At 70.6% G+C, this 19197-nt stretch carries 12 protein-coding genes and 1 pseudogene; 5 read left to right on the top strand and 8 right to left on the bottom strand.

The features are described 5' to 3' along the window. Positions 1-14: 14 nt before the first annotated feature. Positions 15-1367, bottom strand: a complete 1353-nt coding sequence (locus LXT23_RS35390; protein WP_253984809.1) for an AHH domain-containing protein — start codon at positions 1365-1367, stop codon at positions 15-17. 195 nt (positions 1368-1562) lie between these two features. On the opposite strand from LXT23_RS35390, the pseudogene sitI6 reads away from it, so the two are divergent. Beyond that, positions 1563-1859, top strand: a pseudogene (gene sitI6 / locus LXT23_RS35385) (SitI6 family double-CXXCG motif immunity protein); the annotation flags it as partial. 68 nt (positions 1860-1927) lie between these two features. Here the strand turns inward: sitI6 and LXT23_RS35380 are convergent. From LXT23_RS35380 to LXT23_RS35365, 4 genes are all read right to left on the bottom strand, one after another. Further along, on the bottom strand, positions 1928-4396 hold the full coding sequence (locus LXT23_RS35380) for an ABC transporter permease (protein ID WP_253984808.1): 2469 nt from the start codon (positions 4394-4396) through the stop codon (positions 1928-1930). A 198-nt stretch (positions 4397-4594) separates the two neighbouring features. Continuing rightward, on the bottom strand, positions 4595-5365 hold the full coding sequence (locus LXT23_RS35375; RefSeq protein WP_253984807.1) for a DUF4126 domain-containing protein: 771 nt from the start codon (positions 5363-5365) through the stop codon (positions 4595-4597). Positions 5366-5368: 3 nt separating this feature from the next. Then, complete coding sequence (locus tag LXT23_RS35370) at positions 5369-6070, bottom strand: hypothetical protein (protein ID WP_253984806.1); 702 nt, start codon at positions 6068-6070, stop codon at positions 5369-5371. Between the two features lie 59 nt (positions 6071-6129). Then, positions 6130-7206, bottom strand: a complete 1077-nt coding sequence (locus tag LXT23_RS35365; protein ID WP_253984805.1) for a Vgb family protein — start codon at positions 7204-7206, stop codon at positions 6130-6132. 36 nt (positions 7207-7242) lie between these two features. Here LXT23_RS35365 and LXT23_RS35360 point away from each other — a divergent pair, with 36 nt between their 5' ends. From LXT23_RS35360 to LXT23_RS35350, 3 genes are all read left to right on the top strand, one after another. Then, entirely contained in the window at positions 7243-7821 is a 579-nt protein-coding gene (locus LXT23_RS35360; RefSeq protein ID WP_253984804.1) for a GNAT family N-acetyltransferase, read from the top strand. Positions 7822-7934: 113 nt separating this feature from the next. Next, complete coding sequence (locus LXT23_RS35355; protein WP_253984803.1) at positions 7935-11216, top strand: Dauer Up-regulated; 3282 nt, start codon at positions 7935-7937, stop codon at positions 11214-11216. Positions 11217-11389: 173 nt separating this feature from the next. Beyond that, positions 11390-13177, top strand: a complete 1788-nt coding sequence (locus LXT23_RS35350) for a sigma 54-interacting transcriptional regulator (RefSeq protein ID WP_253984802.1) — start codon at positions 11390-11392, stop codon at positions 13175-13177. A gap of 9 nt (positions 13178-13186) precedes the next feature. Here LXT23_RS35350 and LXT23_RS35345 read toward each other — a convergent pair whose 3' ends face one another. After that, positions 13187-14575: an alpha/beta fold hydrolase gene (locus tag LXT23_RS35345; RefSeq protein ID WP_253984801.1), complete on the bottom strand. Its 1389-nt coding sequence runs from the start codon at positions 14573-14575 to the stop codon at positions 13187-13189. A gap of 456 nt (positions 14576-15031) precedes the next feature. Here LXT23_RS35345 and LXT23_RS35340 point away from each other — a divergent pair, with 456 nt between their 5' ends. After that, complete coding sequence (locus LXT23_RS35340; protein ID WP_253984800.1) at positions 15032-15865, top strand: ThiF family adenylyltransferase; 834 nt, start codon at positions 15032-15034, stop codon at positions 15863-15865. On the opposite strand, the gene LXT23_RS35335 is transcribed toward LXT23_RS35340, so the two are convergent. Both LXT23_RS35335 and LXT23_RS35330 read right to left on the bottom strand, forming a co-directional pair. After that, positions 15834-16280, bottom strand: a complete 447-nt coding sequence (locus LXT23_RS35335; protein ID WP_253984799.1) for a DofA protein — start codon at positions 16278-16280, stop codon at positions 15834-15836. The two genes, LXT23_RS35340 and LXT23_RS35335, sit on opposite strands and share 32 nt — an antisense overlap. Before the next feature lie 235 nt (positions 16281-16515). Further along, positions 16516-19068: a penicillin acylase family protein gene (locus LXT23_RS35330; RefSeq protein ID WP_253984798.1), complete on the bottom strand. Its 2553-nt coding sequence runs from the start codon at positions 19066-19068 to the stop codon at positions 16516-16518. Positions 19069-19197: the final 129 nt, after the last annotated feature.

Here is a 19197-nt window from a genome sequence, read left to right as displayed (position 1 = left end):
ACCATTCTGGGCCTCTAGGAGCGCGTTACGAGCTTGTTCAGCTCAGTGCCTGGTGTGGAAATCTGCCTCGCCAGCCTCTTGAGTTCCGATGTTAGCGCCTCGCGGCATTGCCGCATGCTGCGGCAATCCTCTGTTGCTTCGGTCAGACGGTTGAGGATTCGTTGATGGTACTCCTGCGGATGCGGCCCCTTATGGCCCTTGACGTTGATGATGTTGGCCGGATCGTTCAACGACATGCCCGCCTTGTCGAAAACCTTTTGGAATAGGGGCGACCATGGGCCACCATTCTTATCGGAGTCCCACCACTTGTCCGTCGCGATGTGGTGATCGTGGCCCTTCGCGTCCACCGGGCCGACCGCCGCTCCGTCCATACCCCGCGCCGTCGTGGAGACCGCGCCCGAGGCGAGCGCCATGGTGACCGCTTCACCCGTCACCGTCACAGCCTGCACTTCGCCCACGGCGGACAGCACGATGCCCGCGCGGGAACCAGCCTGCATGGATGCTTGCGCCGAGCCGGGCAGCGTCGGCACCTTGCCCGCGAACCCTGCCGCCGTGTTCCCGATGGCCACCGTGGCGAACAGGGCGAATGCGCGCGCCGCGTTCCTCCCCATCACCTTCCCGTACTGCTCACCAGCGTCGCGGAGTTCGTCAAAGGTGCGGGCCCGATCCGCCTCTTCCACCAGCCGCCGGAAGCCCGCTATCAGGCCCCAGAACGTGTCCACGCCCAGGTAGACAACCAAGGTAGCTGTCATGACAGCAGCCAAGCCCTTGCTCACCGGCTCGGGCACCGTCCATAAGATTAGATACAGCGTGCCCGTCCACAACGCCGCCGCCAGCATGGCATGTGGGTCGGCCATTTCCTTGAACGCGTCCAACATCTCTTCGTTCACCGCGTCTTGGGCGAGCGCCATGGCTAGCGCGTAACGACCATCCCCGTTCACCGTGGGACCCTCTGCCAGCAAGTGCAGGCAATCTCCCCTCCTCCCGGTACGCTCGCACCAGCGCAGGTAAGCGCGCGTCAGTTCCAAGTCCACTTCGGAGGGCTCCCCCTCCACGTGCTCGCCCGGCCCAAGCGGCGTGACCCGGCGGGTGCGCGCATCGAAGAGGTACGTTCCCCCACGCGAGTCCATCTCGAACAGCAGCCGGGCGGCCTCTTGCGGGTGCGCCGGAGGCCGCCGGGCTCGTGCATGCTCGGACAGGGCCTCTTTGAATTCGTCCTCTTCCAACTCAACGGGCCCGGCTTCGTCGGTGCGAGGGGTGAAGGTGAGAGCCTCACCCCGGTCCGTCTCCAATCGCACCACACGGGCCGTGGCGCAGCCGGTCAGCAGGGGCAAGAGCAACAACACAACGGCGCGATGCAGTCTCATGGGCACTCTCCAGGCAATGGGCTCCGCGTGCTCCGAGCCACACAAAGGCCAAGAGGAAGGATGACACTGTGGCTGACGACGCAGCGGAACCTGTCAACGCGAGTGAGACAGTGAGTTCGTGAGATTACGGCGCAGCCTCCTGTGGGATGGCCAGCCGGTCGAGGATGGCGTCGGCCAGCGTCCCGTCGCCGATGACTGCGTGCCAGTCCGAAGGACCTGCCGGAGCTGCTGGAACTCCAGATTGAACCTCACGGGCGACTGCACCGGGACTGCATTCCGCCGGATGCGCCGCCACCCTGCGAAACCTGTGGCTGGGTGTATTTCCGGCTGCCGGATGAACCCATCCTGGATGCGGCGTCCCTGCCCTCGGAACTGGACCTGTTCCGGGTGGGTGACTACTCAACGGTGATTGTGGGGACCGAGCAATTCGTGGAGGCCGCGCGGCGCCTGGACCTGGCCGGCATGACGTTCCACGCGTTGCCTACGCGCTGAGCCGGAGTCACCGCGCATTGAACAACGGGTTGTATGTCTGATGGCCTCCACGAGGCGGTGCCCGCGCCCTACTCGGAGCGCAGGGCCACCAGCGGAGAGACGCGCGTGGCGCGGCGGGCCGGGACGTAGCAGGCGAACAGCGCGGCTGTGGTGAGCAGGAGCGAGGCGGCGGCGAAGGTCCACGGATCCGTGGGCGTCACGCCGTAAAGCCACTGCTCCAGCAGCCGGGTGAGGACGAGGGCGCCCACCACGCCAAGGCCCACGCCCACGCAGGTGCGGCGCACGCCCTGCCGGAGCACGAGCCACAGCACGTCCGACGCCTGGGCCCCCAGCGCAGTACGGATACCGAACTCGTGCGTGCGCTGCGCCACCGTGTACGCCATCACGCTGGACAGCCCGAGCAGCGTCAATACCAGCGCGACACCCGCGAACACGCCCAGCAGGAGCGTCACGAAGCGTTGGGGCAGGAGGGATGAGTCGATGAACGCCTCCACCGTCCGCACCCCCGCGAGCGGCACCCCCGCGTCCAGCGCGCGTACCTCGGCGCGCACGTCGGGCACGAGCGCCAGCGGGTCTCGCGACGTGCGCAGGATGACGGTCAGCGCATTGAGCGGGAACTGCAGGTGGGGCACATAGACTTCGGGTTCCGGCGCCGTACCCAGGCTCTCGTGCTTCACGTCCCGCACCACGCCGACGATTTCCTTCGGTGTGCCACCGCCCCAGCCCAGCTTCACGCGCTGGCCCAGGGGCTCTCGGCCCGCGAGGAAGCGGCGCACGAATGCCTCGTTCACCACCGCCACGGCAGGCGCCGACCGGTCGTCGCTCGCCACGAAGTCGCGCCCGGCGACACGCGGGATGCCCAGGGTTCGGAAGTAATCCTGGCCCACGAACCGCAGCCGCGAGGCGCTGTCCGCAGAGGCCGGTGCCCCTTCCACCTCCACGCTGGTGCCATTGTTCAACCCGCTCAGCGGAAGGAGCTCGGCGGTGCTCACCGCGGTGACGCCAGGCAGCCCCCGCAGCCGTTCCACCAGCGTCGTATAGAACTGCGAGACCTGCGCCGAGCGCATCGGGTAGCGGGAGACGGGCAGGTCCAGGTTCACCGTCAGCAGGCCACTGGAGGCGAAGCCCGGGTCCACGTGCGTGAGCCGCACCAGGCTGTTCATCAGCAGCGCCGCGCCCACGAGCAGCACCAGTGCGAGCGCGGTCTGCGCCACCACCAGCACCCCTCGCAGGCGCAGCATTGACCGACCTCCGGTGGCGCCCCGGCCCGCGTCCTTCAGTGCCTCGCGCAGCCCCGGCCCCGAGCCGCCGAGCGCCGGTGCGAGCCCGCAGCCGAGCGCCGTCACCAGCGACAGGAGCAGGGTGAAGCCCAGCACGACGCCGTCGACGCGCACCTCGTCCAGCCGAGGCACGTCGGCCGGGGCGAAGCCCAGAAGCAGGTCGACGCACCAGACGGAGAGCAGCAGCCCGAGCGCTCCGCCAAGACAGGAGAGCAGCAGGCTCTCGGTGAGCAGCAGCTGCACCACGCGGGCCCGGCTCGCCCCCAGCGCGAGCCGCACCGCCACTTCGCGCTTGCGCACCGTGGCCCGTGCGAGCAGGAGGTTCGCGACGTTGACGCAGCCGATGAGCAGCACGCACGCCACTGCGCCGAAGAGCAGCAGCAACACCGGCCGCACGGAGCCCACGAGCCGCTCCAGCCCGGGCACCACCCGCACGCCGGTGTACGCGCCCCAGTCCGTGTGAGTGCGGGCCACCTCCGCCGCTACGGCGCTCAGCTCCGCCTGGGCCTGCTCCACGGAGACACCCGGCTTGAGCCGGGCAATCGCCGCGTCGTAGCGCATGTAGCCGCGGCTCGTGGGGATGGTGCCGCCATACGCGCTGGGCTCGGCATCCACCGCCACGCTCACCCACAGGTCCACCGGCTCGCGCTGGAGCGGGAAGACGAAGCCCTCGGGCATGACACCCACGACGGTGAAGGGCACGTCGTCCAGACGAAGCACACGCCCCAGCACGCTCGGGTCTCCCGGGCCCACGCCGGGGAACTGACGCCGCCAGAAGGCATGGCTCAGCACCACGGGCCGGACGCCGTCACGGCTGCCCCCGAGCCGATCCTCCTCCGGCCAGAAGGTGCGCCCCAGCGCTGGCGCAGTGCCCAGCAGCGGGAAGAGGTCCGCGGAGGCGATGACACCGGAGACGCGCTCGGCTTCGCCCTGGCCGCTCAGGGTGAAGCGGGTGCCGGTGTACACGGCGAGGCGCTCGAAGGAGGTGCTGCTGGCACGCCAGTCGAGCAGGTTGGGATAGGAGACGCCGCCGAGCTCGCCCTGCTTCGCCTGCTGCACGATGACCAGGCGCTCCGGTTCGGGAAAGGGCAGGGGGCGCAGCAGCACGGCATTGAGGACGGAGAAGAGGCTCGCATTGGCGCCGATGCCCAGCGCCAGGACGAGCACCGTCACCAGCGCGAAGCCCGGGGTGCGCCGCAGCCCGCGGAAGCTGTAGCGCATGTCCTGCCACAGTGTCGTCAGCCCGGCCGCCGCCATGGGTGCATCCTCCGCTCCTGCTTCGTCCGGGCTTGAACCCTGGAAGAAGCGTGCCATGAACGGAGAAGTCGTGGATGCACGGGAGAAGGCGTTCCGCGCTGGCGGCAGAGCGAAGGGCTGCCCCACTTCCGGGACGACGCAATCCCACAGGCGGAATCGCGCACTGAAGGCCCTCTGTCGCCTTCATGGCCTCCCGTCTTACGAGCTGGCGCGGAAGTCCGAAGGATGCTCGGTCTTCGCATCAGGGACCGAAGCCAGCGCCCCCCGAATCGCATCCTGCGCCCGGCCGGCCAGCCTCAAATCCAGCCGCGCCGCCACGGGCACGTCGGCCCGGCACTTCGGGCAGCGTGACGCCTCCTGGCGGATGGATGCTCCACAGCCCGCGGGGCACGGCCGCCGGTAGCGGGCCTCCACCCGGTGCGCCACCAGCCCCGCCACCCCGCAGCCCACCGCGAACAACACCACGAGCACCAGCGCCAGCGGCGCCCACAGAATCGCCACCGCCGCCATGCCCAGGCCGAAGAAGTCCTCCGTGCGCAAGAGCCACTTCTGCGGGTGCAGCACCTCGGTCTTGAGTTGCTCCACGTTCCGGTGCAGCCACTGCCGCAAGGTCAGCGTCGCCACCGCGATGCCCGCGCCCACCACGCCCACCGCCCACGGCGGAACCTGCCCCGTCTGCACGTCCAATGACGCCAGCGCCACCGTTGCGCCGCTCCCAGCGCTCAGGCCGAACTGCGCCAGGCCCAGCAGCATGCGCAGGTCAGTATCCCGCTGCGTGTACATCTCGAATGCCAGCAGCGCGACGAAGGCACCCATCGCCTGCGTCGTGGCCATCCACTCCAGCTCGGGCGGCAGCGCCACGTAGTGATAGTGCGACGCCAGCGCCACGAGCAGCAGGCTTCCGCCCGCGCGCGTCCCGGACGCGCTGCTCAGCCCGATGAGCTGTGAAATCAGTGCGAAGGAAAGCATGGCTCAAGCCCCCACCGGCGCCGCGAGGAACCCCTGCAGGAGCCCCAGCTTCTGGAGCACCCACCACACCAGCATCACGGACGCCGCCGTGAAGACCAGCAGCATCACCATGAAGCCCACGAGCAGCGCCACCTCCCAGCCCGCCACCGCAATGCCTCGGGCCTCACGCTCCGTCTGCCACGCCAGGTAGCGGCGCGCGAAGATGCCGGCGGCGGCGACCTCTCCCGCGCTCAGCGCCACCTTCGCCAAGGCCCCGAAGCCCGGGATGAACGTGAGCAGCTCGAACAAGAGGATGGCCAGCGACACGAAGCAGCCCGCCGCCAGTCGCAGCGTCCACCGCGACACCAGCCGCCGCTGCGGTCCGAGCAGCTGCAGCGCCGGCCGCACCATCGTCACGCGAATCCACACCAGCGCGGCGATGAGCAGCACGGACGTGAGCAGCGGGAACCAGCTCGCGGCGAGCCCCGCCACCGCCACCACGACCACCGCCACCCAGAGCCGCACGTTGGCGCGCTCGGAGGACAGCCGGTGCAGCACCTCGCGGTCCACGGCGCTCGGCAGCGTCTGCTCGCCGCACCGGGGACACGGCCTGCCTCGCAGCGCGGTGCCTCCCGGAATCCGCTCGGCGCAGCGGCGGCAGCGGCCTCCCAGCAGCAGCGCGAGCTCGTGCTCCTCGCCGCTGGCAGCGGCAGTGGCGCTCATCATCAAGTCGACGTCCCCCTCAGCGCAAAGCCGGGCCCGCCTCCGGGCCCCGGGGGACAAGGCTACTGGCGGGTGAACGTGATGCCAATGGGGCGCACCAGCCGCGTCGTGGGCGGGATGAAGATGGCGCCCGTGTTTCCAGCAGAGGGCAGGGGCGCGTTCGTCCGCCCGTCGAAGCGGAGGACGGCGCCACGCAGGTCTCCTCCCTGCACGTTGTCGAAGCCCACGGTGAAGAGCCTGCCCGCGTCGTCGAAGCTCAGGTACCCCACGTTGTTCTCCGACGGCACCGTGCCCGAGTAGTTCGTGGACAGCGTGGCCTCCAGCGCCCGGGTCTCCAGGTCATAGCGGCGGATGTCATTGGCGAAGTCGCTGACGAACAAGTCACACGCGCCGCCAGCGCGGCCGCAGTCCGGCCCGAAGGCCAGCCCGAGCAGGCTGATGTAGCCCTGTCCCGCCGGAGACAGCGCGGGCTGGTCGATGAAGACCTCCGCCGCTCCCGTGGCGATGTCGAAGCGCAGCACCTGGCTGGGGAGGCCGGGAAAGGTGGGCTGGCCATCCACGCCGACACTGCCCTGCGTCGTCACGTAGAGCCGGCCATCCGGTCCGAAGGCCAGCCCGTTGGGGCCATTGAGCCCGCCCGGCTGGCCGTTCCCCGTGGCGAAGACGTCGATGAACGTCCCCGTCTCCCCGTCGAACCGGAGGATGCGGTCCGTGAGGAAGCTGCTCACGTACATCAGCCCATCCGGCCCGAAGGCCAGGCCATACGGGCGCACCAGGCCCCGGGCCACGGCGAACACCGTGACGAACTCGCCCGTCTCTCCGTCGTACCGGACGATGGCCGAGTTCTCCTCCGTGGCGCCGCTCGACACGTACAGGTCTCCCTCCGGACCGAAGACGAGCGCATCCGGCGCGGCGAGCCCCGCCGGCCCATCGTCCGCGACGAAGTCCTCGAGGAACTCGCCTGTCTCCGCGTCCACGCGGACCACGTTGTCCGCGCGCGTGTTGCCGATGAGCAGGACGCCGCGACCCACGGGCGTCTCGGGCGGGTCATCGCTGCAGCCCACGGTGAAGGCCAGGGCGCAGCAGGCCAGCGCGACGAGGCGGGCGCGGGAGGGCGGGACGAAGGCCTGGGGATTCATGCCGGGGACGATAGAGGACGCGCTACCCTCGCGCCCATGCACTCCAAGGCCCTTCGGGTTCCACTCCGCGACGGTCGCACCTGCTCCATCCGGCGGGCCACCCACGCGGACGCGGCGGCGCTCTACGTGCTGGAGCGAGCCATCGTCCAGGCCCGGCAGGGGGTCGTGAAGCACGAGGACGAGCTGCCCCCGGATGCCGCGGCCTACGCCACGGACCGCGAGCGCGCGGGGCTCCACAAGACGGATGGCACCGCCTTCCCCCTCCTCGTGGAATCGGAGGACGGCGCCCTCCTGGGCGAGGCGTCCGTGCTGCGCCTTGGCTACCGGATGCTGCGCCACGTGGGAGTGCTGGGCATTGGGGTCCACCCGGCTGCCCAGGGGCTGGGCGTGGGACGCCTGCTGATGCAGCACCTGCTCGAGTGGGTGCGCTCGCACCGGGACACGGACGGACAGCGGGTGCTCCGGGTGGAGCTGTGCGTGCGCGCCGACAACCCCCGCGCCATCGCCCTCTACCGCGCGATGGGCTTCCAGCACGAGGGCGCGCGCAGGGCCTTCCTCCGGGCCGACGACGGCGCGCTCGTGGACGACCTGCTCATGGGCCTGCTGGTTACCTGACAGGGGCCCACATCCCCCTTCACGGGCATGCCGTACCGGGGGGCAGGCGCGCAACCGCGCCACTCGTTCCGACGACAATGGTCATATCCCCGGATTCTCAGGAGACAGACCCCATGTCCCGGCCCGTCGACAGTTCCGCCGCTGAAGCCGCCCGCCGCGCCGCTGAAGCCGCCGCGGAGGCCGCCCGACGTGCCGCCGAAGCCGCGGCCCGCGCCGCCGCCGAGGCCGCCGCCCGCCAGGCCGCCGCGGCGAAGAGCACGCCCCAGAACCAGGCCCGCCCGCAGCAGCCCCAGGCCTTCACCAATGACCAGTTCTCCGCCCAGAACGCCGCCGGCGCTCGCCCGCAGGTGAACCTGGACGGCGCGTCCCCGCCCGCGGGCAACGGCGCGCTCCCGAAGACGCCCGAGGAATTGCCCAAGCTCTTCCCGGAGCTGAAGGACAAGTCCAAGGAGGACCTCAAGAAGGCCTACGACGCGCTCAGCAAGCTCGCCACCGGCTCGTTCTCGGAGAAGGCCACCGCGCTGGGAGAGCTGTCCAAGCAGTTCCCGGAGACGGTGCCCAACGCCCTGCAACGGCTGGGTCTCAAGGACAGCAAGCTGGCGAAGCTGGCCACCAACTCTGAGGCCCTGGGCGCGCTCGGCACGCTGAGCGACCCGAAGGCCTCCACGGTGGACAAGGCCAAGGCCGCCCTCAATCTGGCCAAGTCCGCAGGCGACATCTTCGCGCCCGAGGACCTCAAGGGCGTCCTCAAGAAGACCCTCAACGGCCTGCCCGCCGCGGAGAAGCTCATCGACGCGGTGGCCACCTGGAGCGACCCGTCCAAGACGGGGCTCGAGAAGGCCAAGGCCACGGTGGAGCTGGCCAGCGCCCTCAAGGAGTTCGCCGGCGCGGATGCGCCGAAGCTGGCCAATGACTTGCGCAAGCTGGACGGCGCGCTGCGCGCCGCGGGCGCCGCCCTCACGCTGGTGGACCCCAAGGCGTCCGCCGGGGACAAGGCGCTCGCCGCCGCCCAGCTCGCCGCGGAGTTCCCGGACCTCCAGAAGGACCTGAAGGCCTTCAAGGACCTGCTGATGAGCGGGGGCCTGTCCCAGAAGGACGCCACCGAGCTGGCCCAGAAGGGCGCCGACGCCGCGAAGGTCGCCGTGAAGGGGTTGGACCCCGCGCTGGCCGCGAAGCTGTCCCCCGAGCAGCTCCAGAAGCTGAGCGACGTGGCCACGAAGCTGGGCGGCCCGGACAAGCTGGAGTCCGTCCTCAAGGGCATCACCGACCCGAAGGTGCTGGACGGGCTGGTGGGCCAGCTCGACAAGCTGGACCCGGCCGCGGGCAAGCGGCTCGTCAGCGCCCTGGGCGGCTTGGAGCACGGCGTGCTGGCCAAGGCGCTGAGCGACCCGAAGGTGGCGCAGCAGCTCGGCACGCTCGCCACCAAGCTGGATGACGACGCCGCCAAGGTGCTGGCCAAGGCCGTGAAGGAGTTCGACTCCGAGGCGCTCGGCTTCCTCCTCAAGCTGTCCGACGGCGCCGGCGCGGACGCCCTCAACACGAGCCTCAAGGGCCTGGGGCCCCTGCTGGAGAAGGGCGGCAGCAAGCTGTTGTCCCAGGGCCTGAAGGCGCTGGACGGCATGCTGGGGAAGATGGGCGTGGAGGTGGGCAAGGAGGTCGCGGAGAAGGTCTTCAAGAACCTCTCCAAGGCCATTCCCTTCCTCGGCGCCGTGCCCGCCGCCATCGACACGGTGAAGTACGCCAACGAGGCCGCCGAGCTCCAGTCCAAGAACAAGGACCTGGGCTACTTCGCGCTCGTGGGCGCGCAGCTCAACGGCGTGGATGCCGTGGTGGGCACCGTGCTGGACTTCACCGGCGTGGGCGCGCTGGTGAACGCGGGCGTGGGCCTGGGCTTCGGCGTGGCGGAGCTGGCGCTCGACATCGCCTTCACCGCCGAGAAGGAGAAGTTCGAGAAGGACCCGCAGGGCTACAAGGCCCCGGACTGGATGAAGGCCATCAACGTGGCCACCGCCGCCGCGCAGGGGCCGCAGGGCCTGGCCACGCTCGCCGCCTACTACGGGCCGGAGGAGGCCGCGAAGCTGGTGGAGTGGGGCGTGGAGAAGGGCGCCAAGGGCGCGGTGCAGCTCGCCGAGTACGCGGGCGTCTCCGCCGCCGAGGCCGCGGGCGACAGCATGAAGACGGCGGCCGGCATCATCCGCCAGCTCGCCGACGTCATCCGCAACCCCACGAAGTACGGCGACGCCGTCGCGAAGAAGGCCCTCGAGACGTACAACACCGTCATCGAGAAGGGCGGCCAGCTCGCCGAGGAGGCGAAGAAGGTCGTCGCCAACGTCATCGACGAGGCGAAGAAGGCCGGCCTCAAGGGCCTGGAGACGCTCAAGTACATCGCCCAGAACCCCGGCCCCGTGGCGAAGCAGGCGCTGGAGGGCCTCAAGAGCCTCGTCGAGTCCGGCGCGGACTTCGTGACGGAGAGCGGCAAGGCGCTCTACAAGAAGGCCGTCTCCACGCTGCAGGACTTGCAGGCCGGCTACGAGAACCTCAAGGGCGCGGCGAAGGAGAAGGCGAAGGAGCTCATCGACGCGGCGAAGGCGGGCCTGTCCTCCGCCATCGACAGCGCGAAGCGGGCCGGTGAGAAGGGCCTGGAGCTGCTCACGTGGGCCGCCAAGAATCCCGGCGAGGTCGCCGACCTGGCGAAGAAGGCCCTCACGGACCTCCTCAAGCAGGGCGGCGAGCTGGCGAAGAAGGCCTGGGACGGCATCCGCGCGCTGGGCGACCAGGGCAAGGCCATTGCCGAGAGCGTCATCAAGGGCCTGAAGGACGCGGGCGCCAAGGGCGTAGAGACGCTGCGCTACATCGCGGAGAACCCCGGCGCCGCCGCGCGCGAGGTGCGCGAGTGGGTGGGGCAGACGCTGTCCGACCTGGCCCGCAAGGGCGGCGAGGCCGCGAAGGAGGCCGCCACCGCCATCAAGGACTTCGTCGACCGGCGCGCGGACTGGGCGAAGAAGTTCGCGGTGGAGCTGCTCAAGGACGGCGTCGCCTCCTTCAAGGAGGTGGCCAAGGCCTGGAAGGACAACCTCACCGAGGGTGGCAAGGAGCTGCTCGCCGCGCTCAAGGACCTGAAGGAGGCGGGCGTGGACGCGCTGAAGGACCTGGCCAGCGTCGGCGGGCAGCTCGCGGGCGAGGCCGTCAACCACCTCAACAGCCTGGCCCAGCAGGGCATCGGCGCCGCCAAGAGCGCGCTGGAGGGCCTGGTGCAACTGGGCGGCGAAGTCGGACGCATCGCCGGCAATGCGCTCAATGCCATCGCGGATGCCGCCACGGATGTCGCCAGCGGCGAGGTCTCCGTCGGCGGCGTCACCATCGACCTCAACCCGTTCTACGACAAGAAGCGGTAGTCACCGGGGCGGTGCCGGGCCCTCCCCCTGGGGGCCTGCACCGCCCTCGCCATCTCCGGGAAGCCGCCAGCGGTGAAGGCGCCTCACACCGGTGGGCGAAGTGATGGCTCCTGAATCTTCCACGGCGGCAATTTCACGTCAGGGCTTCATCCTTGAAGTAGAGTACGTCAGTCATGACGCGGCCTGTGTCCGCCTACGCCCCTCGAAGCGAGCGCAAGCCGTTGTACGTGAAGGTGGTGACGCAGCCGGCGCTCCATGGGTGCTGGGCCGTCAACATCAGCGAGACGGGCATTGGCCTCATCGCCACGCCGCGCGGCGCCTCGGAGGGGCCGCGCGAAGGCGAGGAGGTGGAGCTGTCCTTCTCGCTGCCGGACTCGGGGGAGCACATCCGCGTGCACGGCGACGTGCGCTGGCGGCACGAGGCCGCCGGGGCGGTGACGGCGCTGGGCGTCAGCTTCCGCACCTTCGAGAACGGCGACGGCGTGAAGCTGGCGCGCTACCTGGCCACCACGCACATCCAGGTGGTGGTGGCGTTCGCCAGCGAGCTGGAGGCTGGCGGGCTGCGCGCCGCGCTGGAGGGCCAGGCCACGCCGCACTTCGCCTCCAGCGCCAACGAGGTGCACCCGCTGCTGGCGCGTGGCGACGCCGCGGCGCTGCTGGTGTGCGGGCAGGACGAGGAGCAGGCGCTGGCGCTGGTGCAGGCCCTGGCCGCGCGCCGCGCGGAGGTGGACCTGTCCGGCGCGGGCCCGCCGAGCGACCTCGCCTCGCGCCTCATCTACTGCGCGCCCGCCGCCCCGGAGCGGCTGGTGGCCCTGTTCAACACCGGCCGCATCTTCCGCGCGCTCGGGCCGCTGCCCTCGCCGGACGCCGTGCGCCAGGCCGTCCTGGACGCCGGCCGCGAGCACGGCGTGCGCACCGAGCAGTGGCGCATGGCGCTGGAGCTGGAGCGCAACCTGCTGCGTGAGCGGGCGCTGTCCCAGGCGCTGCCGACGGCGCCGGGCGGGCGGGGCGGCGACGAGGTGGGCTTCCGCAGCGCGGCCATGCAGCGGGTGATGGAGATGGTGCGGCTGGTGGCGCCCCACCGGGTGGCGGTGCTGCTGCAGGGCGAGACGGGCACCGGCAAGGAGGTGCTGGCGCGCATCCTCCACCGGCTCAGCGGGCGCGGGGACGTGTCGCTGGTGGTGCAGGACTGCGGCGCGCTGTCGGAGACGCTGCTGGAGAGCGAGCTGTTCGGCCACGTGAAGGGCGCCTTCACCGGCGCGGTGGCGGACCACCCGGGCCTCTTCGTCCTCGCCAACGGCGGCACCATCTTCCTGGACGAAATCGAGAACACCACCCCCAACCTCCAGGCGAAGCTCCTGCGCGTGCTGGAGACGGGGGACGTGCGGCCGGTGGGCGGCACCCAGGTGCGGCACGTGGACGTGCGCGTGGTGGCGGCCAGCAACAAGGACCTGGGCGAGGAGGTGCGCGCCGGGCGCTTCCGCGCGGACCTCTTCTACCGGCTCAACAGCTTCACCATCGACATCCCCCCGCTGCGCGAGCGGCCCGAGGACGTGCCGGAGCTGGCGCGCTTCTTCCTCGAGCTGTTCAACCGCTCCCTCAAGCGCTCCGCGAGCGGCATCGCCCCGGACGCGGAGGACGCGCTGCGCGCCCACCCCTGGCCCGGCAACGTGCGCGAGCTGCGCAACGTCATGGAGCGCTCGGTGCTGCTGTCACGCCCGGGCGAGGTGGTGACGCGCCGGCTCCTGCCGCCGGCGCTGAGCAGCTCCATGCCCCTGCGCAACGAGCACACCGGCGACGGCTCCCTGCGCGCGCGGCTGGAGCGCGTGGAGCGGGACCTCATCCGCGAGGCGCTGGAGCGCCATGGCGGCGTGCTGCGCCGCGCGGCCGTGGCGCTGGGCATGGACCCGGTGACGCTGGGCCGGCGCGCCCGGCGCCACGGGCTCTGGAAGGCGGACTGAGCTTTCGCTTCAGTGGGCGCGCACCCACTGGAGCAGCGGCGTCCAGACGCGCTCGCGCGCATCGTTCGCGAGGAACAGGTCCGCGTGGCCGTAGTCCAGCACGCGCAGGGACTCCGGCAGCGTGCGGGCCATGAGGAAGGTGGTGTCCTGGCTGCCCAGCAGCGAGACGCTGTGCTTGCCGTAGATGCCCACGCCGCCCGCGGCGCCCACGTACAGCACCGGCACCTTCACGTCGTCCAGGTTGTCGTCGTACGGCGTGTCCAGGCCGCACGCCCAGGCCTCCGTCTCCACCACCTCGTTGAGGCTCTGGTACGGCGCGCTCCGCTGCGCGTACTCATAGAGGAGGGCTTCGTGGGTGAAGGCCAGGCTGCCCGGCAGGCCCGTGGCATCCGGCACACCCGCCAGCAGGTGGTAGTCCGGGGCGATGGGCTTGAGCGGCGCCAGCAGCGCACCCGTGGCCGCCGCGGAGACGATGGCCGCGCGCCGGTTGGTGGGCTTGCCCGTGCCCGGGCCGAACACGTCCTCCGGCAGCAGTGGAGACGGCGCGTCGGGCGCCGTGGCCGCCAGGGCGCCGATGGCCTGAAGGGTGATGCCGGGCGCGGGGCCGAGCAGCCCGCCCTCCACGCGGCCCGCGTCGCGCGCCGCCTTCAGCACCGTGTGGCGCCCACAGGCCCACAGCCGCTGCTGCTCATGCTCCGGCGAGAAGCGCACCGCCATGTCCACGGGGATGAAGCCGTCCACCTCGCGCAGCCCGCGCGGCAGCCGCGCCTCCGCGCTCATGTACGCGTACGCCACCGCCGCGCCCCGGCTCCAGCCCAGCAGGTGCATGGCGCCGCCACCGCTGCCGGTGACCCGCCGCCCCAGCCGCGCCAGGCGCAGGCCCGTGCCCACGTCCTGCACGTGCGTGCCCAGGTCCCAGTCCGCCATGAAGGAGAAGTCCTGCGTGCCCGCGGGCACGCCCACCCACCGCAGGTCGATGCCCCACACGTCCACGCCCTCCTGCGCCAGGAAGGCGGCAATGGACTGGTCCGCCGGCACGCTCGCCGAGCCCACGCTGGAGAGGAACGCCGCCTCGAAGCCCCACCCGTCGCCGTGCACCATGAACACCGCCCGGCGCGTGCGCGCGGGCCGCCACGGCCGGTCCTCACGCACCACCCGGTGCAGGGTGATGAAGTCGTGCTCGCCCGCGCCCACGCGGACCCGCACCCGGTAGTGCGCGACATCGCCTGCCACCGGCAGCCGCTCGGTGAAGCGGGGCGCGTCGTGGACCGACACACCCTGGAGCGTCGCCTCGGCCGAGACGACCTGACGAGGCTCCTGCGCGGAGGCCTCCTCACTCCCACCACAACCCCACAGCAGACCCGCCAGCGAAACACAGACGATGAACCAGGAACGCATACACAAACCTCGAATCAGCAGAAGGGGTACGGAGGAGTCGACAACCACCGGCCCATGACTCACTCCCTGTCGCGTCGCCCCCGAGCAGAATCCAAGCCACCCCCCAAACCCTTGGAACTCCTGGAGTGCTCTCCAGATGGGGACTTCACGCGTGAAGGCCACTCTGGCGTGCACCTCTGACATGCCCTGGCAGGTGCGGTACTTCCGCGACCGCTTCAGCGCTGAAGCGGGCACGTCACCGGTGCGGCATGCGGGCGTGAGCGACGAACGTCAGCCAATAAACACATGCGCGGAGATCCAGCAAGAGCCCTCTATCCCTGGAGGACGGGACCTCTGAGTGGGTCCTGACAGCACCAGGGTGGGCGGCGGAGTGCTGAACACACGGGGCCTTGCTGCCCTCGCCGCGAGGCGGGGGGAGGACACACATCCGAGGCCTGGCCGTGCCCGGGAGGCCCCATGGTGGAACCACGATTCCAGCGCAACCTCGGTGTCCTCGACGAGGAGACGATGGAGCGCTTGTCGCGCACGCACGTACTGGTGGCGGGAGTCGGAGGCGCGGGCGGGCAGTGCGCGGTGGACCTGGCGCGGCTGGGCTTCGGGAGCCTCACGCTGGCGGACTTCGACACGTACGAGCGGCACAACATGAACCGGCAGGCGGGCTGCTTCGAGAGCACGCTGGGCCAGCCCAAGGTGGAGGTGGTGGGGCGGATGTGCCTGGACATCCACCCGGACCTGCGGCTGCGCCGGGTGGCCGAGGGCATCACCGACACCAATGCGGAAGGCCTGCTCGCGGGCGGCGCGGGGCTGCCGCCGGTGGACTTCGTGGTGGAGGTCATCGACATCGCGGGAGCGCGGCAGAAGCAGGCGCTCCACGGCGCGTGCCGCCAGCGCGGCGTGCCGGTGATGACGGGGCTGATGCTGGGCTTCGGCGCGGCGCTCCACGTCTTCCAGCCGGACGCGCCGTCGTACGAGCAGCTCTACCTGCTGCCGGATGGCCGCATCGACCTGCCGGCCATCATCCCCCACCTGGGCAGCTACATGCTCCAGGAGTACATGGACGCGTGCTACCAGGGCCGCGGCCACGCGCCCACGTGCGTCGTCGGCGCCACCACGGCCGCGGGGATGATGGTGAGCGAGCTGATGCGCGGGGTGATGCTCGGCCCGCGCGCCATGGTGTCCTGGCCGGAGTACCTGTACGTGGACCTCTTCGACCACCGCTACGTCCGGGCCTCGGTGCGGCCCGGACGTCCGCGGCAGCTCACACCACGCCGCGCGTCTTCGCCTCGTTGATGATCTTCACGCCGTCCACGCCCAGCCGCTTGCTGAGGTAGGGCGCCACCATGTCCGCGTGCTTGTGCACGCGGTGGTACGCCTCGTCGTAGGTGCGCGTCACCAGGTTGATGCCGGAGATGATGACCCGCTGCAGGTTGTACTGCAGGTCATTGCCCTCGACGATGGCGTGGATCTCCGAGAAGAGCGGCCGCGCGTCCGACTGGAGCGTGGACAGGTTGCGCCGCTGCTCGGCGTTGGGCACGGAGGACTTCGGCGACAGGCTCGCCACCAGCACGAGCGGCGGCTTGAGCTCCTCGTAGATGCCCTGCATCTGATGGAAGACGGCGTGGATTTCCTCCTGGCTGGGAGGCGCCTCCCAGCGGAGGAAGAAGACCCTGTCGATGGTGGCTGTCTTGTAGACCGGAGTTGCCATGGCGTCGCGCTGCTCCTTCAAAGACCGGAGTTTCCCGGTGCCCCTCTCGCCAGGAGAACGAACGAAGCCCCCTGGCGGTTCTGGGCACGCATGGTGCGCGTGGGCCGGAGTGTCGGAATCAGACTCCGGGGCCGACATCCTCCGCACGACAAAGCCCGCGACACGGAGCGTGCTCCGGTGTCGCGGGCCGGTCTGTCAGCGGGGTTGGGATGTCGGGTGGCGGATGCTCGCCGGCCTAGTTGCCGGAGACCGTCTGCTGCTCGACGACGGCGGCGGCGATCTCCGCCTCCGTGAAGAGGATGGGCCGCCACTCCTTGCGCGAGAACATCAGCGTCTGGTCCGCGAAGTAGGACGAGGTCGGGTCGCTGGACTGGCTGTAGGTGAGCACCGCGTTGGCCTTGGGGCCCTCCTCGGTGAACTCCATCGCCATGATGAAGCTGCTGCCGTTGTTGATGACGTAGCCCTGCGGGCTCAGGTTCGTGCGGGGGGTGACGACGTCCTGCGGGGGGACGAAGGCGCTGAAGTCGCCCCGCTCGCTGGTGGACTTGAGGGTGCCGAAGGAGACGACGTTGGCCGTGCCGTCAATGCCATGGCCACCGTGGATGGGGATGCGCTGCCCGTTGACGCGCGGCGTGTGCTGCACCTCGCCGAGCGGCCGCGTGACGGGGATGCCCACGCGGGCGAGCTGATCCACCGCCTGCGCCAGGCGGCGCAGCACCAGGTCCGGCTGGCCCGCGGCCGGCGGGGGCGCCAGCGTGTTGGGCGTGTCGAGCGGCGCGCTCGGGTCGAAGGGCACCGCGAAGAGCGTGCCGCCGGTGGCGTAGGTCGCCATGGGGGCGGTGGCGAGGAACTCACGCCACACCACGGCGCCGACGCTGTCCGTGTCGAAGCGGTTGGACGTCCAGCCCTCCAGCACCGTGCACGCCTGGCGGATGTCAATCTGCCGGCCATCCGCGAGCACGCCGTAGCGCTGGCCCTGGCAGCGCTGCACGACGGCCTCGCGCAGCAGCTCCGCCGTCATGGCGCGGTTGCCGAGGATGGCGTTCTGCAGCTCGGCGCGGGTGAACTTGCCGTCCGCGCCGGACGCGCCGTCCTCGCGCACCTCGGTGAGCAGCCGCGCGTTCATGCGCGTGCGCATGCTCTGGCCGACGTTCTCCAGGCCGTGCATGGGCGAGTAGCCGGTCAGCGGCTTCGCCGGGTTGGTCAGCCAGTAGCTGTCGTTGGCGTTGAAGACGAAGTCCTCGCGGTCCAGCTGCGGCACCTTGCTGAACGGCACCAGGCCGGGGCTGCGGTCGCGGCCGGGGTCGTCCTGCCACTCGTTCTGCGGGTCGCTGCCGTCCAGCAGCACCAGGCCCAGCGAGCGCCAGGCGCCGGTGGCGAACGGGTCGCCGCCGTTGGACGCCGTCTGCCAGGCCGCGATGGCCTCCGGCTTCAGGTTGGGCGTGGGCGAGGAGTCCGTGTACCAGGTGTTGCCCTCGCGGTCCGCCGCCATGGTGTTGACCCAGGGGATGCCCTGCACCGTCTCGTAGACGGCCTTGAACTCCGCCAGGCTCTTCGCCCGGTTCATGCCCAGGAACTGGGCCACCAGCTGGGTGTTCTCCAGGTTGGCGTCGCGGAAGGTGTAGGCCTGCTGCGGCGTCCAGTCGAGCAGCCCGGGGACCACGATGACCGGGCCGTAGTGGGTCATGTGCATCGTCCGGGTGATCCTGGTGAGCGAGCCCTCCGGCAGCTTCACGAGGATGGAGATCTGCTTCTCCGTCATCTGCCGCTCTTCGTTGCCGTACTTGTACGTCTTCGGCTTGCCCGGCACGAGCGGCAGCTTGTAGAGCGTCATGCGCTGGCCGGCGGAGAACGTGTGCGTCCACGAGACGTTCTCGTTGAAGCCGATGAGCACCGCGGGCACGCCCAGCAGGCCCACGCCGTAGACGTCGAGCTGGCCCGGGACGGTGAGGTGGCTCTCCCACAGCTTGAGCTCGCCTTCCCAGGGGAAGTGCGGGTTGGCCACGACCATGCCGCGGCCCCCGGCGGAGCGCTGCTTGCCAATGGCCCAGCCGTTGCTGCCCACGTGGCTCGCGTCAGGGCGCTCGATCTTGAAGCTGCCCGGCGCGGGCACGCCCACGCCGCCGGCGCCCACGCCCGGGGCCTCGGCCGCGCCGATGGCCAGGATGAGCTGGTAGGCGCTCGCCGTCAGGCCCGCGCTGATGTGGAACGCGAGCAGCTCCTGCGCGGTGATGGGGCGCACCCACTCGGCGCCGGTGCACGGCTGCGGCAGGCTCGCCGCCGGCGTCTCGGACACGTAGCGGTTGAAGCCCGCCACGTAGCCGGCCAGCATCGACTTGAGATCTTCCGGCTGCTGGTCGAACGCGGCACGGGCCCGCTCCGGCAGGTCCAGCAGCCGGTACGCGAAGTCGCTCGCCGCGTAGGTGCTGCCGGGGCCCTGGCCCAGGTACTCCGCGCGCTGGCCGCGAATCTTCAGAATCTGATCCGCGAGGATGCAGACGTGGTCCTTCGCGAAGGCATAGCCCTGGCCGTACGACAGGCTGCCCAGGTCCTTGGCCGTGATGTGGGGGATGCCGTGCGCCGTGCGGCGGATGGTGGCCTCGTACTTCGGCTGCTCCGGAGGCGGAGGCGGCGGCGTGGGGCCAGGGCCGGGGCCGGGCTTCGGGTCATCGCCGCACGCGGCGGCGGCGAGCAGGCTCAGGCTCGTGAGGAGGGACAGCGACCAGCGGGTGCGCCGATGAGGGCCGGGCACTCCGCGCGATGGGGACGCGGGAGAGGTTGGGTGCATGACAGTGTCCGAGCGTAGGAAGCGGAAAATCGCAGCGTCAAAAGTTTTCTGGGAGGTGACTATTTCCCTCCCCAACGTACCAGACGCGACTTCCATGCACGAGGCTACGGGCAGTGAAGAAGGTGTGTG

The sequence above is a fragment of the Pyxidicoccus xibeiensis genome (assembly GCF_024198175.1).
GTDB classification, from domain to species: Bacteria; Myxococcota; Myxococcia; order Myxococcales; family Myxococcaceae; genus Myxococcus; species Myxococcus xibeiensis.
The sequence above is the reverse complement of the archived record's forward strand: the minus strand, read 5'-3'. Positions and strand labels throughout refer to the sequence as shown.

Excerpts from the sequence above, each read along its gene's own strand:
- LXT23_RS35390 (WP_253984809.1), bottom strand. The coding sequence starts at position 1,367 with ATGAGACTGCATCGCGCCGTTGTGTTGTTGCTCTTGCCCCTGCTGACC.
- LXT23_RS35380 (WP_253984808.1), bottom strand. The coding sequence starts at position 4,396 with ATGGCGGCGGCCGGGCTGACGACACTGTGGCAGGACATGCGCTACAGC.
- LXT23_RS35365 (WP_253984805.1), bottom strand. The coding sequence starts at position 7,206 with ATGAATCCCCAGGCCTTCGTCCCGCCCTCCCGCGCCCGCCTCGTCGCG.
- LXT23_RS35345 (WP_253984801.1), bottom strand. The coding sequence starts at position 14,575 with ATGCGTTCCTGGTTCATCGTCTGTGTTTCGCTGGCGGGTCTGCTGTGG.
- LXT23_RS35330 (WP_253984798.1), bottom strand. The coding sequence starts at position 19,068 with ATGCACCCAACCTCTCCCGCGTCCCCATCGCGCGGAGTGCCCGGCCCT.
- LXT23_RS35370 (WP_253984806.1), bottom strand. The coding sequence starts at position 6,070 with ATGATGAGCGCCACTGCCGCTGCCAGCGGCGAGGAGCACGAGCTCGCG.
- LXT23_RS35335 (WP_253984799.1), bottom strand. The coding sequence starts at position 16,280 with ATGGCAACTCCGGTCTACAAGACAGCCACCATCGACAGGGTCTTCTTC.
- LXT23_RS35360 (WP_253984804.1), top strand. The coding sequence starts at position 7,243 with ATGCACTCCAAGGCCCTTCGGGTTCCACTCCGCGACGGTCGCACCTGC.
- LXT23_RS35355 (WP_253984803.1), top strand. The coding sequence starts at position 7,935 with ATGTCCCGGCCCGTCGACAGTTCCGCCGCTGAAGCCGCCCGCCGCGCC.
- LXT23_RS35350 (WP_253984802.1), top strand. The coding sequence starts at position 11,390 with ATGACGCGGCCTGTGTCCGCCTACGCCCCTCGAAGCGAGCGCAAGCCG.
- LXT23_RS35340 (WP_253984800.1), top strand. The coding sequence starts at position 15,032 with ATGGTGGAACCACGATTCCAGCGCAACCTCGGTGTCCTCGACGAGGAG.
- LXT23_RS35375 (WP_253984807.1), bottom strand. The coding sequence starts at position 5,365 with ATGCTTTCCTTCGCACTGATTTCACAGCTCATCGGGCTGAGCAGCGCG.